The following is a 13860-nucleotide window of genomic DNA, read 5'->3' on the forward strand; positions in this document are numbered from 1 at the left end:
ACGATGGCGCAGACATCCTCGGTGTCGTAGTCCATGCGCCGTACGCACGAAAACACGAACGGGCGGCTGCGGCAATACCTCCCCAAAAGAACCGACCTGAGCATCTACGACGTTGACGAGATATTTGCAGTCGCAGAGGCTGCCCAACGGCAGACCGAACCGTTCATCCCAGCGCAGACTCCAATGCCGTTTGGGGCGCGGCCACCGACAATCGAGCTTTATTCGCTTGCGGACCTCAGCACGGCCAGGGATGCTTCGAACGCATGTCGCTGGCGCTTTCCCGGCAAATGCGGTTTGTGAGCTGAGCGTCGAGCAAAGGGCACGTCCATGATCACGGTTTTTGGCCGAACATCATCGTTCAATGTGCAGAAGGTGATGTGGCTGGTTGGCGAACTTGGCTTTGACCACCGTCATGTCCAGCTTGGAGGGGCATTTGGCGGTCTCGACAGGCCGGACGTCTTGGCGATGAATCCGCACGGTCGCGTTCCGGTGCTCGATGATTCCGGGGTCGTCGTCTGGGAATCGCAGGCGATCTTGAGATATCTTGCTGCAAAATATGCTGATGGCAGCGCGTTCTGGCGTATCGACCCGGCAGAGCGAGCGGTGGCGGATCAGTGGATGGACTGGTCTCAATCGGCGCTGCAGCCCGCCTTTCTGGGCGGGGTGTTCTGGGGCTGGTACAGGACGCCGGAATCGAAGCGCAACATGATTGCGGTGAATGCCGCCCTTGATCAGACTGTCAGCTATTTGCAACGCGTCGAGCGCCAGCTGGAAGGCAGACTGTTCTTGTTGGGCGACAACCTTTCGCTCGCCGACATTCCGATCGGCACGCATCTCTACCGCTATTTCAATCTGGATCTGCCGCGCCCGGCCTTGCCGAATGTTGAACGCTGGTATGAGCGACTATTGGCCAGGCCAGCGTACCGTACGCACGTTTGCATCCCGTTCGACGACCTCTACGGCCGACTTGAGTTCTGAAGCCAGACGGATGCCGGTCTCACCGTCCCTCGAACGAGAAGCTCAGAGCCTTCGGAGGCGGCGACGATCAGAACAAGCCGGGGCTCAGATCGATCCCATAGGTCAGTGCCATCATTGTGATGAACAAAGTGGCGGCACAGATCAGCAACAGATGTCTGAGCAACTCGTCCTTGACGCCAAGCGGTGACCCAGACAGCGCCCGGGAAAGTACTCTGGCCATAGCCGTCATTCGCGACCTCTGCTTTGCCCCGCCTGAGGTGGGTCAGGACGGCAAGCACAAAGGTTCATTTGAGAGCCGGCGTCGAGCTGATGCAGGGTTACGCTCGATTGCCTCGACGGGGTTCCGCGAGACCAGCCCGCAATCTGTTGTATTCGTCTCTGGCCAGCCGATCAGAGGTTCCATGCCGTTCTGGCCCAACCACCCATGTGAGCATTCGCTGATCTGCGCCTCAGGTGAAAGTTCCTCTGGAGCGGCGTTGGCGGGAGCTGATAGAAAGGTCGTCTTCACGCATCAGTAGGGACAAGAGAACAAATGACAGCCAAGCGTGTGGTGTTCACCGGGGGGACCGGCAAGGCGGGCCGGCACGTGCTGCCGCATCTGAAGAGCAAGGGCTACGAGCTGCTCAATGTCGATCTCAAGCCGCTCGATCAGCCCGGCATCAACACGCTGATCGCCGATCTGACGGACAGCGGCCAGGCCTTCAACGCCCTGACCACGCATGACGGCTTCGCGGGCTTCAATGCCGGCCGGCCTGCCCAGGCGCCGGATGCCGTGGTGCATTTCGCGGCCATCCCGCGCGTGCTGATCGCGCCCGACAACGAGACCTTCCGCGTCAACACCCTCAGCACCTACAACGTCATCGAGGCCGCAGCGAAGCTCGGCGTGCGCAAGATCATCATCGCCTCCAGCGAGACCACCTATGGTGTCTGCTTTGCGGAGGGCGACAAGGACTTCAAGAGCTTCCCGCTCGAGGAGGACTACGACACCGACCCGATGGATTCCTACGGGCTGTCCAAGGTAGTCAATGAAAAGACCGCGCGCGCCTTCGCGATGCGCTACGGCATCGACATCTACTGTTTGCGGATCGGCAATGTCATCGAGCCGCACGAATACGACATGTTCCCGCGCTTCCTGGCCGATCCGCCGTCGCGCAAGCGCAATGCGTGGTCCTACATCGACGCCCGCGACCTCGGCGAGATCGTGCATCTGGCGATCCAGAAGGATGGGCTCGGCTTCCAGGTGTTCAATGCCGTGAACGACACCGTCACCGCCACGATCCCGACCCGCGAATTGCTGCGGCGTTATTGTCCCAACGTGCCAATCACGCGCGAGCTCGGCGAACGCGAGGCGCCGCTGTCAAACCGGAAGACGCGGGAGGTGCTCGGGTTCAAGGAGGAGCATGATTGGCGGCAATATGTGAAGGCGGGATAGGGCGAGCGGATCTGACGTCAGGGGGGAGGCCGGCTCTCTCCACGACGTCATGGCCGGGCTCGTCCCACGGCTGTCCGCGTCATGATGCGTGGAGCGAAAGACGTGGATGCCCGGGGCAAGCCCGGGTAGGACGAGTCACCCAAAGGGCAGGTGCGCGCGTCTCGCGCTCACGCCAGCCGTCGCCGGACCGCGAGCATCGCGAGCGACAGCACGATCGTGCCGACGATGAACACCGCCGCGGCCGAGACGATCGCCGGGCTGATGTTCTCGCGGATGGTGGCGAACATTTGCCGCGCGAGCGTACGCTGATTGGGCCCGGCGACGAACAGCGTCAGCACCACCTCGTCGAGCGAGGTGGCGAAGGCGAACAGCGCGCCCGAGATGATGCCGGGCAGGGCGATCGGCAGGGTCACGGCGAACAGCACGGTCGCAGGCGCGGCGCCGAGGCTCGCCGCCGCTTGTTCCAGCCTGACATCGACGCCCTGCAGGGCCGAGGAGACGTTGACCAGCACGAACGGCACGGCCACGACCGTGTGGGCGATGATGACGCCGAGATAAGTGTTGGTCAGCCCGTAGCGCGAAAACATCAGCTGCATTCCGACGCCGAGCACCACGGCCGGGACGACCATCGGCAGCAGGAAGACGGTACGTAGTGTGGAGAACACCAGCGACGCCCGCCTGCCGCGCAGGCCGAGGGCGGCGAGCGTGCCGAGCAGGGTGGCCAGCGTCGTGGTGCCGGCGCCGATCAGCAGGCTGTTGACGATCGACAGCCGCCAGGAATCGGCGGTAACCAGCTCGCGGAACCAGCGCGTCGAATAGCCCGGGATTGGATAGTTCAGGAACACGCTGTCGGTCAGCGACAGCGGCAGCACCGCGATCAGCGGGCCAAGCAGGAACAGGATCACGAGCGCCGCGAACACGAGTTTGAGGATGGGCAGTGGCGTCATGCGCTGCGCTCCTCGGCCGCGGTCAGCCGGATGTAGACGGCATAGAGCAGGATGGTCATGGCGAGCAGCACCAGGCCGAGTGCACCAGCCATGCCCCAGTTTGCCGCCGCCGTCGCGTAATAGGCGATGACGGAGCTGATCATCTGGTCGTTGGCGCCGCCGATCAGCGCCGGCGTGATGTAGTAGCCGAGCGCGGCCATGAACACGAGCAGCGCGCCGGAGACGACACCGCGCATCGACAGCGGCAGCAGCACGTGGAGGAAGGCGCGCAGGGGGTGCGCGCCGAGCGAGGCCGCGGCCGGCATCAGATTGCGTGGGATCGCGATCAGCACGCTGAAGATCGGCAGCACCATGAACGGCAGCAGCACATGCGTCATCGCGATGATCACGCCGAGCCGGTTGAACATCAGCGGGATCGGCGTGGATGTCAGGCCGAGCCCCTTCAGCGCCGCGTTGATCAGGCCATTGTCCTGCAGCACGATGTACCAGGCGGCGGTTCGCACCAGCAGCGACGTCCAGAGCGGCAGCAGCACCGCGCCGAGCAGAATCTGCCGGCGCCAGCCTTCGACGGAGGCGGCGACCATCGCGTAGGGCAGGCCGATCAGGATGCAGGCCAAGGTCACCAGCGCCGCGGTCACAAAGGTCCGGATCATGATCAGGCGGTTGGCCGAGGCGCCCTCCGGCATCGCTGCAATGTTGCCCGCGGTATTGCGCTCAAGGTCGACGGCGGCGAGCAGGTTCTTGTCGGTCCAGGGCGAGGCGACGGCGTCGGCGATGGTCGCCCACCAGGAGGTCTCGCTCCAGCGCGGGTCGATCGCGGCGAGATCGACAGCGCCAGTGCCATCGAGCGCGCGGCGCGTCTTGCCGAGCAGGCTGCGGAAGCCGGATTGCGTGCTGTTCAGGCGGCGCACGAGATCGCCGAACTGCTCGTCGTTGCGCAGTGCGCGGATGTCCGCGGCGAAGGCGGACTGCGCCGGTGCGGGCGGCACGTTCGCGCGGTCCCAGCCGGCCAGCGCCGCGGCGGTGCGCGGCAGCGCCTCGGTCGCCACCGGATCCGACACCGCCGATTTCATCATCGTCACCAAGGGCGCGACGAAGAACGACAGCATGAACGCCAGCAGCGGCGCCAGCAGCAGGACCGCCGTCAGGCGCTGGCGGAGGGCTGGTCGTTGCATGATCCCACCACCCAGACATCCGACGCCGCAAAGGACAATGCAACCTCGCTGCCGACCTCCGCCGCACCGCTCATGCGGTCGCCCTTGATGATCATGCGCTGCGCGCCGACGGTCGCGACGAGGCGCATGTGATCGCCGAAATACACGGCATCTATGATGCGCGCGGTCAGGCGGTTCGCCGTCGCAGCCGCGTGATCGTTGATCCGGATCGCCTCGGGGCGGATCGAGACCCGCACCTTGTCGCCTGCGATGCGGCCCGCGCCGGCATGCGCCAACAATGCGAGGCCTGAATCCGTGATCAGATGCATCGCCTCGCCGGCCTGGGCGTCGACCTTGCACGCCAGCAGATTGGTCTCGCCGATGAACTCGGCGACGAAGGGCGAGCGCGGCCATGCGTAGATCTCGCGCGGCGGCCCGATCTGCTCGATCCTGCCGTGGTTGAACACGGCGATGCGGTCGGACATCGTCAGCGCCTCGTCCTGGTCGTGGGTGACGAACACGATGGTGAGGCCGAGCCGGCGATGCAGGTCGCGGATGTCGAGCTGCATCTGCTCGCGCAGCTTCTTGTCGAGCGCGCCAAGCGGCTCGTCCATCAGCACGACCTGCGGCTCGAACACCAGCGCGCGGGCCAAGGCGACGCGCTGCTGCTGGCCGCCGGACAATTGCGCCGGCTTGCGCTCGGCCATGGCCGAGAGCTTGACCATGTCGAGCACGCGCGCGACGCGCGTCGCGATCTCGGATTTGGGCGTGTTCCGCATCTTCAGCGGAAAGGCGATGTTGTCGCGGACGCTCATATGCGGGAACAGCGCGTAGTTCTGGAACACCACGCCCATGTCGCGCTTGTGCGGCGGCAGCCCGTCGACGCGGCGGCCATCGACTGCGATGGTGCCGCTGGTCGGCTGCTCGAAGCCGGCCAACATCATCAGCAGCGTCGTCTTGCCCGAACCGGAGGGGCCGAGCAAAGCGATGAACTCGCCGCGCGCGATGTCGAGATCGAGATGGTCGACCACGGTCAGCGCCGCGAAGCGCTTGACCACCTGTCGGAACGAGATGAAGGGGGTGTCCATGACGACGGCTTTGGGCGCTGATCACGCCGGGACTCATGTACGAGGAGGGCGGACGCGCGAGCCGAAGATCGCGCATCCGATCGATGAGGCCGCGGGCTCAGCGTGCCAGCCAGGCGTTGAAGCGCTTCGACAGCTCTTCCGAATTGTCGGTCCAGAAGCCGACATCGAGCGCGATCGCCTGCTTCAGATTGTCCGGCGTGGTCGGCAGCTCCGCGGCAAATTTCTCCGGCACCAGTCTGGCGGCAGCGATGTTCGGCAGGCCGTAGGCGATGTATTCGGGCAGCTTGGCCTGGTTCTCCGCCTGGCTCGCAAAGGCGATGAAGTTCATCGCGGCATCCTTGTTGGGCGAGCCCTTCAGCACCACCCAGCTGTCGACCGCGTAGATGCTGTTCGGGAAGACAAAGCCGAAATGCTTGCCCTCGGTGCGGTTGATGTTGCTGATGCGGCCGTTATAGACTGAGGTCATCGCCACCTGCCCCGATGACAACAGCTGCAGCGGTTGTGCGCCGGCCTCCCACCAGATGATGTCGGCCTTCAGCGCATCGAGCTTCTTGAAGGCACGGTCGACGCCGTCCTTGGTCTTCAGCACCTTGTAGACGTCGGTCGCAGGCACGCCATCGGCCATCAGCGCGAATTCGAGCGTATACTTGGCGCCCTTGCGCAGGCCGCGCTTGCCCGGATATTTCGCCGTGTCCCAGAAATCCGCCCAGCTCTTCGGCGCATCCTTGATCTTGTCGCCGTCATAGGCCAGCCCCGTCGACCAGACGATGGCGCCGACGCCGCAATCGCTGACTCCGGCCGGGATGAAGCCGTCCTTGCCGCCGATCTTCTGCCAGTCGATCTTCTCATAGATACCGTCGCTGCAGCCAAGCTCGAGCTCCTCGGCCTCGACCTGCACCGCATCCCAGTTCGGCACGCCGGCCTTCACCTTGGCCTGCAGCACGCCATAGCCGCCGTCCCAGCTCTCGTCGAGCACGGTGGCGCCGAGCTTGGCGGCAAACGGCTGGAAGTAGATCTTGCGCTGTGCATCCTGATAGTTGCCGCCCCACGACACGACAGTGAGATCGCGCGCCTGCGCCGCAGTGATGACACCGAGCAACGCTGCGGCGGCCACCACCATTGTCTTCGCGACGCTCACCGGCGCGCGTGATGCGGCCAGCTCCGTCTTGTTCGACATTGCATTCGTGGAGGTGGTCCGCAGAGGCAACATGCTCGCTCATCCGTCGCGCTTTGAAGGTACAAAAAGGCTATCGGCTGTTCCTGGCCCTGGCAAGCGCGAGTTTTCACCGCAAGCTGATGCTATTTTGGCGTTAGCGCTCCATCGAGCGGCATCGCAGCAACGCAGGCATCGCAGGTCCATGCAACATGGTCCTGCGCCGCGGCATGCAAACAAGGCGCGTGTGAGCTTGTGCCGTGCGCACGCCATCACGCGCGCTACAATGGTCAATCCGGCGCAACGCTCGCGTCAAAGCGCTGCCGCGACCGCTTGATCTCGGCCTGATGCTGCTCGGCCCAGCCGATCAGGCGCGACATCGGCTCGAGCAGGCTCTGCCCGAGCGCAGTGACGCTGTATTCGACGCTCGGCGGCACGGTTGGGATGACGCGGCGGGCGATCAGGCCGTCGCGCTGCAGGTCGCGCAGGGTCTGCGTCAGCATGCGTTGCGAGATGTCATCGATCTCGCGTCGCAACTCGCCGAAGCGGTGCGGGCGTGTGCCGAGCACGGCGAGGATCAGCACGCTCCATTTGTCGCCGATCTGGTTGATGACGGTGCGGATCGGGCAGTCCTCGATCGAGACGAACTTCTCCTTCCAGGCGCGCACGCCCCCGGCCGGTGCGGGCACGTCCGACGGCGCTGTGGCCGAGGTAGTTCCCTTCATGTGCCTATCTCCCAGAAAACTGCCTTCTTTCGGCAGGCTCTGATGGTTCTTAATGTAGAGCAGGTCTCGGAAAGAGACTTTAGCCCGCTGCGCGGCAGCTCGCCAGCGTTTTCCACCCCATAGCCCCTCGACGAAGGTTAACAATGTCCGACACTCTCCTCGTGACCGGTGCCGCTGGCCAGCTCGGCCGCGCCGTAATCCGCCACCTGCTGACCACCTTGAAGGTGCCGGCCGGCAGCATCATCGCCGCGACGCGCAAGCCAGAGCAGTTGAAGGATCTGGCTGCCCAGGGCGTCCAGGTCCGCGCGGCCGATTTCGACGATCCGCAATCGCTGCCTGCCGCCTTTGCCGGCGTTGGCCGCATGCTGCTGATCAGTACGGACAGGCTCGATCGTCCCGGTTATCGCGCCGAACAGCATGGCCGCGCCATCGCGGCGGCCGAGCAGGCCGGTGTCGGCCATGTCGTCTACACGTCGATGCCGAAGCCCGACAACTCACCGTTGTTGATCGCGCCCGACCACGCTCGCACCGAGGCTGCGCTGCGCGACAGCAAGCTCGCCGGCTGGACCGTGCTGCGCAATCACTGGTACTTCGAGAACCTGTTGATGTCGCTGCCCCAGATCCTCGGCTCCGGCCGCTGGTTCACCGCGGACGAGGGCGGCGCGTCAGCCGACATCGCGCGGGACGACCTCGCGCGGGCCGCGGCGGTGGTGCTCGCCGGCAATTTCAGCGGCAAGAGGGCGTTCACGCTGAGCGGTGGACAGGCGCTGACCAAGGCCGAGATCGCGCGCATCCTGTCCGCGGCCACCGGCAAGCCGATCGAGGTCGTGCAGGTGCCGCTGCCGGGATTGATCCAGGGCATGGTCGGCGCGGGACTGCCGCAGCCGCTGGCCGAAATCTTTGCGTCGTTCGACACCAACACCGCGCAAGGCCGCGTGGCCGAAGTGACCGGCGATTATCAGGCGATCACCGGTGTCGCGCCGCAGAGCTTTGCTGATTGGGTCGAAAAGACCAAGGGCGCCTTCGCCTGAGGCCGTCGGGCGAACCGTGGCAGGCTCTGTGAAACGCCACGAGCCGCTTGTTGGCATCGCATGAGATCAGCGCCGGTCTAGAGACCGGCGCTGCAGCCATCGCGCTCCGGGCAGATCTGCGACAGCGCGGTATCGTGTCCTGCGGAATTGTCGACGACCAGGCCCACCGCCGGGCGCTGGCTCGCAGCAGCGCCATGCGGGCCCGGCAGCCGACGAAAGGCAGCGTGTGCGCCGATGCGCTGAAATCCCTCGGCGGTCTTCATCAACCTGGCTGCGACCATTTGATTCAAAAAATCCATGTTGCAACTCCTTCGGTCAGATGACCCGGCGGCCTGGTGCGGGACAGGCCGCCGGGTCGGCGCAACGTGCTGGAGTTGGCGTCCTCCATTTCGCTGCGCTGGTCTGTGATCCGGTTCACAGTCGATCAGATGTGATCGTGGGCCGGATCATTGGTGGTGCGTGATGAGGACGCCAACCGTCCCTTGCCCATACGGATCAAGAGACGATCGCGTTGTCCGGATCCGACATCACGCGCGTTCACATCGCCGTTTACTCCGCGGGCTGGGCGGCAACGGTGCCGTGGCCGCCATGCTGGGTGAGGGGCTTCATGCCGGTCAGCGTCCGCAGCAGCACGTAGAAAACGGGCGTCAGGAACAGGCCGAAGACGGTGACGCCGATCATGCCGGAGAACACGGCCACCCCCATCGCGCGGCGCATCTCCGAGCCCGCGCCGGTCGAGAGCACCAGCGGCAGCACGCCCATGATGAAGGCCATCGACGTCATCAGGATCGGCCGCAGCCTGAGACGGCTGGCCTCGATCGCGGCCCGCAGCGGCGAGCGTCCGGCGAATTCGAGCTCGCGCGCGAATTCGACGATCAGGATCGCGTTCTTGGCGGAGAGGCCGACGAGCACGATCAGGCCGATCTGGGTGAAGATGTTGTTGTCGCCCTTCGAGATGTAGACGCCGGCCATCGCTGCCAGCAGCGCCATCGGCACGATCATCAGGATCGCCAGCGGCAGGGTCAGGCTCTCGTACAATGCGGCCAGCACCAGGAACACCAGGAGGATCGCGAGCGGGAACACCCAGAGTCCGGAATTGCCGGCGATGAACTCCTGATAGGTCAGGTCGGTCCATTCGAAGGCAAATCCAGGAGGCAGCACTTCTGCTGCGATCTTCTCGGCCGCCGCCTGCGCCTGGCCGGAGGAGAAGCCGGGGGCCGCAGCGGCGTTGATGTCCGATGACAGGAAGCCGTTGTAGCGGATGGCGCGCTCAGGCCCGGCGCTTTGCCGGACGTTGAGTAGCGCCGACAGCGGCACCATCTCACCGGACGAAGAACGGACCTTGAGCTGGCGGATGTCGTCGGCGCGGGCACGGAACGGCGCGTCGGCCTGCACGCGCACCGAATAGGTGCGGCCGAACTTGTTGAAGTCGTTCACGTAGTAGGAGCCGAGGTAGATCTGCAGCGTGTTGAACACCTCGGTGACGGGAACGCCGAGCTGCAGCGCCTTGGTGCGGTCGATGTCGGCGAACAGCTGCGGCACGTTGACCTGGAAGCTCGAGAACGCACCGGCGATCTCCGGTGATTTCTGCAGGGCGCCCATGAAGGCGGCGGTGACGTCGTTCAGCGCCTCGTAGCCGCGGCCGGCGCGATCCTCGATCTGCAGCTTGAAGCCGCCGATCGTGCCCAGGCCATTGACGGGTGGCGGCGGGAACATCGCGATGAACGCATCCTGAATCCCCGCGTATTTCTTGTTGAGCTGCAGGGCGATCGCGCCGCCCGAGAGCGACGGGTCCTTGCGCTCGTCGAACGGCTTCAGCCCGGAGAACACGATGCCGGCATTAGAGGAGTTGGTGAAGCCGGAGATCGACAGGCCCGGGAAGGCGATCGAGCTCTCGACGCCGGGCTGAGTCAGCGCGATGTCGCTCATCTTGCGGATCACCTCCTCGGAGCGATCGAGCGTGGCGCCGTCCGGCAGGCGGGCGAAGCCGACCAGATATTGCTTGTCTTGGCCCGGCACGAAGCCGCCCGGCACCTGCTTGAACAGCAGGCCGGTGGCTCCGATCAGCAAGACATAGAGGATCATCACCGCGGCCTTGCCGGTGATCACCTTGGAGACGCTGCCGCTGTAATTGTCGGAGGCGCGGACAAAGGTGCGGTTGAAGCCGCGGAAGAACCAGCCCAGCGCGCGGTCGAGGAAGCGGGTGAGGCGGTCCTTCGGATCATGATGGCCCTTGAGCAGCAGCGCCGACAGCGCCGGCGACAGGGTCAGCGAGTTGACGGCCGAGATCACGGTCGAGATCGCGATCGTCAGCGCGAACTGCTTGTAGAACTGCCCGGTCAGACCGGAGATGAAGGCGAGCGGCACGAACACGGCGACCAGCACCAATGCGATCGCGATGATCGGACCCGATACCTCGCGCATCGCCTGATAGGTGGCATCGCGCGGCGACAATCCGCTTTCGATGTTGCGCTCGACATTCTCGACCACGACGATGGCGTCGTCGACGACGATGCCGATTGCGAGCACCAGGCCGAACAGGCTGAGCGCGTTGATCGAGAAGCCGAACAGGTGCATCACCGCGAAGGTGCCGACGATCGAGACCGGCACCGCCAGCAGCGGGATGATCGAGGCGCGCCAGGTCTGCAGGAACAGGATCACGACGATCACGACCAGTACGATCGCCTCGAACAGCGTGTGCACGACGGCCTCGATCGAGGAGCGCACGAACTGCGTCGGGTCGTAGACGATGTGATACTCGACGCCCTCCGGCATCGTCTTCGCGATCTCCGCCATGGTGGCGCGGACATTGTCGGAGATCTGCAGCGCGTTGGAGCCGGGCGCCTGGAAGATCGGGATCGCCACCGCCTGCTTGTTGTCGAGCAGCGAGCGCAGGCCATATTCCGAGGCGCCGAGCTCGATGCGGGCGACGTCGCGCAGCCGCGTGATCTCGCCATGCGCGCCGGTCTTGACGACGATGTCGGCGAACTGGTCCTCGTTCGACAGCCGGCCCTCGGCATTGACCGAGAGCTGCAGGTCGAGGCCCTTGACGCTCGGCGAGGCGCCGACCACGCCGGCAGCGGCCTCGACATTCTGCGCCTGGATCGCCTTGACGATATCGGAGGCGGACAGGCCGTGCTCGGCGGCCTTCTGCGGATCGACCCACACCCGCATCGAATAGTCACCGGCGCCGAACAGCTGCACGTCGCCGACGCCGTCGATGCGCGCCAGCCGGTCCTTGACGTTGAGCACCGCATAGTTGCGCAGATACGTCGTGTCGTAGCGGCCGTTCGGCGAGATCAGATGCACGACCATGGTCAGGTCGGGCGAGCTCTTCTTGGTGATGACGCCGAGCTGGCGCACGACATTGGGCAGCCGCGGCTCGGCCTGCTGCACCCGGTTTTGCACCAGCTGCGTCGCCTTGTCCGGGTCGGTGCCGAGCTTGAAGGTGACCGTGAGCGTCATGGCGCCGTCGGTGGTCGCCTGGCTGCTCATATAGAGCATGTTCTCGACGCCGTTGATCTGCTCCTCGATCGGCGTCGCCACCGTCTCGGCGATCACCTTCGGATTGGCGCCGGGATAGGTCGCGCGCACCACCACCGAGGGCGGCACCACGTCGGGATATTCCGAGATCGGCATCGCAAACAGCGCGATGAGGCCGCCGAGAAATATGAGGGTCGACAGCACGCCTGCGAAGATCGGCCGGTCGATGAAGAATTTGGAGAGGTTCATGGGAGGCCCCGTGGTCGGGAGATGTCAGTGGTTGTGGTCTGACGGGTAGGTTCGGCATGCGCGGTGTTCACCCTCCCCTGGAGGGGGAGGGTCGGCTCGCATGAGCGAAGCGACATGCGAGACGGGGTGGGGTGGCAGACCCTCCGCGCATGCGGTGCTCAATCGTGTCCAAGCCGCGTCATGCAAGAGCTGGGATGATGCGAGTGCGTTTCGTCCAACTACCGCTGTCACCCCACCCTGCCGCGCGCTGTGCGCGCGTCGACCCTCCCCCTCCAGGGCAGGGTGGGCATGGCGCGCGCGGTGACCGTGTCGGCCGATCATGATCAGCGCTGCGCCAGTTGCGTCGCGTCGGCGCCATCGCGCGCGCCCATTGCGGCGACCTGCGTCTTCAGCAACGCCCCCGGCCGTACGCGCTGCAGGCCGTTGACGACCACGCGCTCGCCGGGCTTCAGGCCGGCCGAGATGATGCGCAGGCCGTCGACGCTGCCGCCGAGCGTCACCGGGCGGTACACCGCGCGCTCGTCGTCGCCGACCACCATCACGAACTTCTTGTCCTGGTCGGTGCCGATGGCGCGCTCGTCGAGCAGCACGAGGGATTGCTGCTGCGGCTGGCCCATGCGGACGCGGGCGAACTGACCGGGAATCAGCCGGCCGTCCTCGTTCTTGAATACGGCGCGGACGCGGATGGTGCCGGTTTGGCCCTGGACCTGGTTGTCGATCAGCTGGATGTGACCGGAGGCCGTGATGCCGCCCGACGTCGTCATTTCGACGGGGATGCGATCGAGATTGCCGCGTTTGCCTGAGCCGTCGGAGATCGCGCTCAAGGCGCGCAGGACCAGTTCTTCGGTGGCGTCGAAGCTCGCATAGATCGGGTTGACGGACACCAGCGAGGTCAGCACCGGCGACGCCGAGCCCGCGGCGACGAGATTGCCGACGGTGACCTCGATGCGTCCGACCCGGCCGTCGACGGGAGCGCGCACCTGCGTGTAGTCGAGATTGAGCTTCGCGGTCTGCAGGCTCGCTTCGGCTGCCTTGACGTTGGCGATCGCCTCGCGGTTGCCGTTGTCGCGCTGGTCGTAATCGCGCTTCGTCACGATCGAATTGCCGACCAGTTGCGCGCCGCGCTCGAGCTCATTGGCGGCGAAGGCGGCGCGGGCGCGCGCGGCCTCGAGCTGCGCCTGGGCACGGTCGACCTCGGCGGCGTAGGGCGCGGGATCGATCTTGAACAGGACGTCGCCGGCCTTCACCAGCGACCCTTCGGTGAAATTGGCGGAGAGGATGGCGCCGGCGACGCGCGGCCGGACCTCGACGCGTTCGACCGCTTCCAGCCGGCCGGAGAACTCGTCCCACAGGCTCGCCTTGCGTGGCTCGACCACGGCGACTGTCACGGCGACCGCCTGCTCCGGCGCGGCGGCGCGGGCGGCCTGTGGCGCAGGGCTCATGTTGAAGTAATGCGACCCGGCATAGGAGCCGGCGGCGATCACCATGCCGGCTGCGGCGACGGTGCTCAGCCACCGCTTTAGACGGCCAGGGGAACGAATTTCGGACGAGGGCATTGGCGCGCTCCATATTGTAGTGCTCGCTACAAATGTGGCGCTGGCAACTCGTTCGCAAGAGACT

At 65.4% G+C, this 13860-nt stretch carries 11 protein-coding genes and 1 pseudogene; 4 read left to right on the forward strand and 8 right to left on the reverse strand.

The features are described from left to right. Window positions 1–36 precede the first annotated feature (36 nt). The 3 genes and pseudogenes from BBTA_RS41270 to BBTA_RS07470 all read left to right on the forward strand — a co-directional run. A pseudogene (locus tag BBTA_RS41270) lies at window positions 37–166 on the forward strand (IS30 family transposase); the annotation flags it as partial. Between the two features lie 161 nt (window positions 167–327). Next, entirely contained in the window at window positions 328–978 is a 651-nt protein-coding gene (locus BBTA_RS07465) for a glutathione S-transferase family protein (protein ID WP_012041858.1), read from the forward strand. A 532-nt stretch (window positions 979–1510) separates the two neighbouring features. Beyond that, entirely contained in the window at window positions 1511–2410 is a 900-nt protein-coding gene (locus BBTA_RS07470) for an NAD(P)-dependent oxidoreductase (protein ID WP_012041859.1), read from the forward strand. Between the two features lie 167 nt (window positions 2411–2577). On the opposite strand, the gene BBTA_RS07475 is transcribed toward BBTA_RS07470, so the two are convergent. The 5 genes from BBTA_RS07475 to BBTA_RS07495 form a co-directional block, all read right to left on the reverse strand. Further along, window positions 2578–3357 (reverse strand): ABC transporter permease, encoded by a 780-nt coding sequence (locus BBTA_RS07475; protein WP_012041860.1) that lies wholly within the window; start codon window positions 3355–3357, stop codon window positions 2578–2580. Further along, complete coding sequence (locus tag BBTA_RS07480) at window positions 3354–4466, reverse strand: ABC transporter permease (protein ID WP_041751321.1); 1113 nt, start codon at window positions 4464–4466, stop codon at window positions 3354–3356. Before BBTA_RS07480 ends, BBTA_RS07475 begins: the two co-directional genes overlap by 4 nt. A gap of 35 nt (window positions 4467–4501) precedes the next feature. Further along, complete coding sequence (locus BBTA_RS07485) at window positions 4502–5599, reverse strand: ABC transporter ATP-binding protein (protein WP_012041862.1); 1098 nt, start codon at window positions 5597–5599, stop codon at window positions 4502–4504. 97 nt (window positions 5600–5696) lie between these two features. Continuing rightward, window positions 5697–6719 carry an ABC transporter substrate-binding protein gene (locus BBTA_RS07490; protein WP_085972683.1) on the reverse strand — a complete coding sequence of 341 codons (1023 nt, stop codon included), beginning with the start codon at window positions 6717–6719 and terminating at the stop codon, window positions 5697–5699. 323 nt (window positions 6720–7042) lie between these two features. After that, the gene (locus BBTA_RS07495) at window positions 7043–7477 is read right to left on the reverse strand and encodes a helix-turn-helix domain-containing protein (protein WP_012041864.1); all 435 of its coding nucleotides are present in this window, start codon (window positions 7475–7477) and stop codon (window positions 7043–7045) included. 143 nt (window positions 7478–7620) lie between these two features. Here BBTA_RS07495 and BBTA_RS07500 point away from each other — a divergent pair, with 143 nt between their 5' ends. Further along, window positions 7621–8508: an SDR family oxidoreductase gene (locus BBTA_RS07500; protein WP_041750446.1), complete on the forward strand. Its 888-nt coding sequence runs from the start codon at window positions 7621–7623 to the stop codon at window positions 8506–8508. A 77-nt stretch (window positions 8509–8585) separates the two neighbouring features. Here the strand turns inward: BBTA_RS07500 and BBTA_RS07505 are convergent, their stop codons facing one another. From BBTA_RS07505 to BBTA_RS07515, 3 genes are all read right to left on the reverse strand, one after another. Beyond that, the gene (locus BBTA_RS07505) at window positions 8586–8807 is read right to left on the reverse strand and encodes a hypothetical protein (RefSeq protein ID WP_012041866.1); all 222 of its coding nucleotides are present in this window, start codon (window positions 8805–8807) and stop codon (window positions 8586–8588) included. 250 nt (window positions 8808–9057) lie between these two features. After that, complete coding sequence (locus tag BBTA_RS07510) at window positions 9058–12240, reverse strand: efflux RND transporter permease subunit (RefSeq protein ID WP_012041867.1); 3183 nt, start codon at window positions 12238–12240, stop codon at window positions 9058–9060. A gap of 323 nt (window positions 12241–12563) precedes the next feature. Further along, window positions 12564–13796 carry an efflux RND transporter periplasmic adaptor subunit gene (locus BBTA_RS07515; protein ID WP_041750447.1) on the reverse strand — a complete coding sequence of 411 codons (1233 nt, stop codon included), beginning with the start codon at window positions 13794–13796 and terminating at the stop codon, window positions 12564–12566. Window positions 13797–13860: the final 64 nt, after the last annotated feature.

Origin of the sequence: Bradyrhizobium sp. BTAi1 (genome assembly GCF_000015165.1) — a bacterium.
Lineage (GTDB): Bacteria > Pseudomonadota > Alphaproteobacteria > Rhizobiales > Xanthobacteraceae > Bradyrhizobium > Bradyrhizobium denitrificans.

Coding starts and splice junctions, on each gene's coding strand:
- BBTA_RS07465 (WP_012041858.1), top strand. CDS start 328: ATGATCACGGTTTTTGGCCGAACATCATCGTTCAATGTGCAGAAGGTG.
- BBTA_RS07470 (WP_012041859.1), top strand. CDS start 1,511: ATGACAGCCAAGCGTGTGGTGTTCACCGGGGGGACCGGCAAGGCGGGC.
- BBTA_RS07475 (WP_012041860.1), bottom strand. CDS start 3,357: ATGACGCCACTGCCCATCCTCAAACTCGTGTTCGCGGCGCTCGTGATC.
- BBTA_RS07480 (WP_041751321.1), bottom strand. CDS start 4,466: ATGCTGTCGTTCTTCGTCGCGCCCTTGGTGACGATGATGAAATCGGCG.
- BBTA_RS07485 (WP_012041862.1), bottom strand. CDS start 5,599: ATGGACACCCCCTTCATCTCGTTCCGACAGGTGGTCAAGCGCTTCGCG.
- BBTA_RS07490 (WP_085972683.1), bottom strand. CDS start 6,719: ATGGTGGTGGCCGCCGCAGCGTTGCTCGGTGTCATCACTGCGGCGCAG.
- BBTA_RS07495 (WP_012041864.1), bottom strand. CDS start 7,477: ATGAAGGGAACTACCTCGGCCACAGCGCCGTCGGACGTGCCCGCACCG.
- BBTA_RS07500 (WP_041750446.1), top strand. CDS start 7,621: ATGTCCGACACTCTCCTCGTGACCGGTGCCGCTGGCCAGCTCGGCCGC.
- BBTA_RS07505 (WP_012041866.1), bottom strand. CDS start 8,807: ATGGATTTTTTGAATCAAATGGTCGCAGCCAGGTTGATGAAGACCGCC.
- BBTA_RS07510 (WP_012041867.1), bottom strand. CDS start 12,240: ATGAACCTCTCCAAATTCTTCATCGACCGGCCGATCTTCGCAGGCGTG.
- BBTA_RS07515 (WP_041750447.1), bottom strand. CDS start 13,796: ATGCCCTCGTCCGAAATTCGTTCCCCTGGCCGTCTAAAGCGGTGGCTG.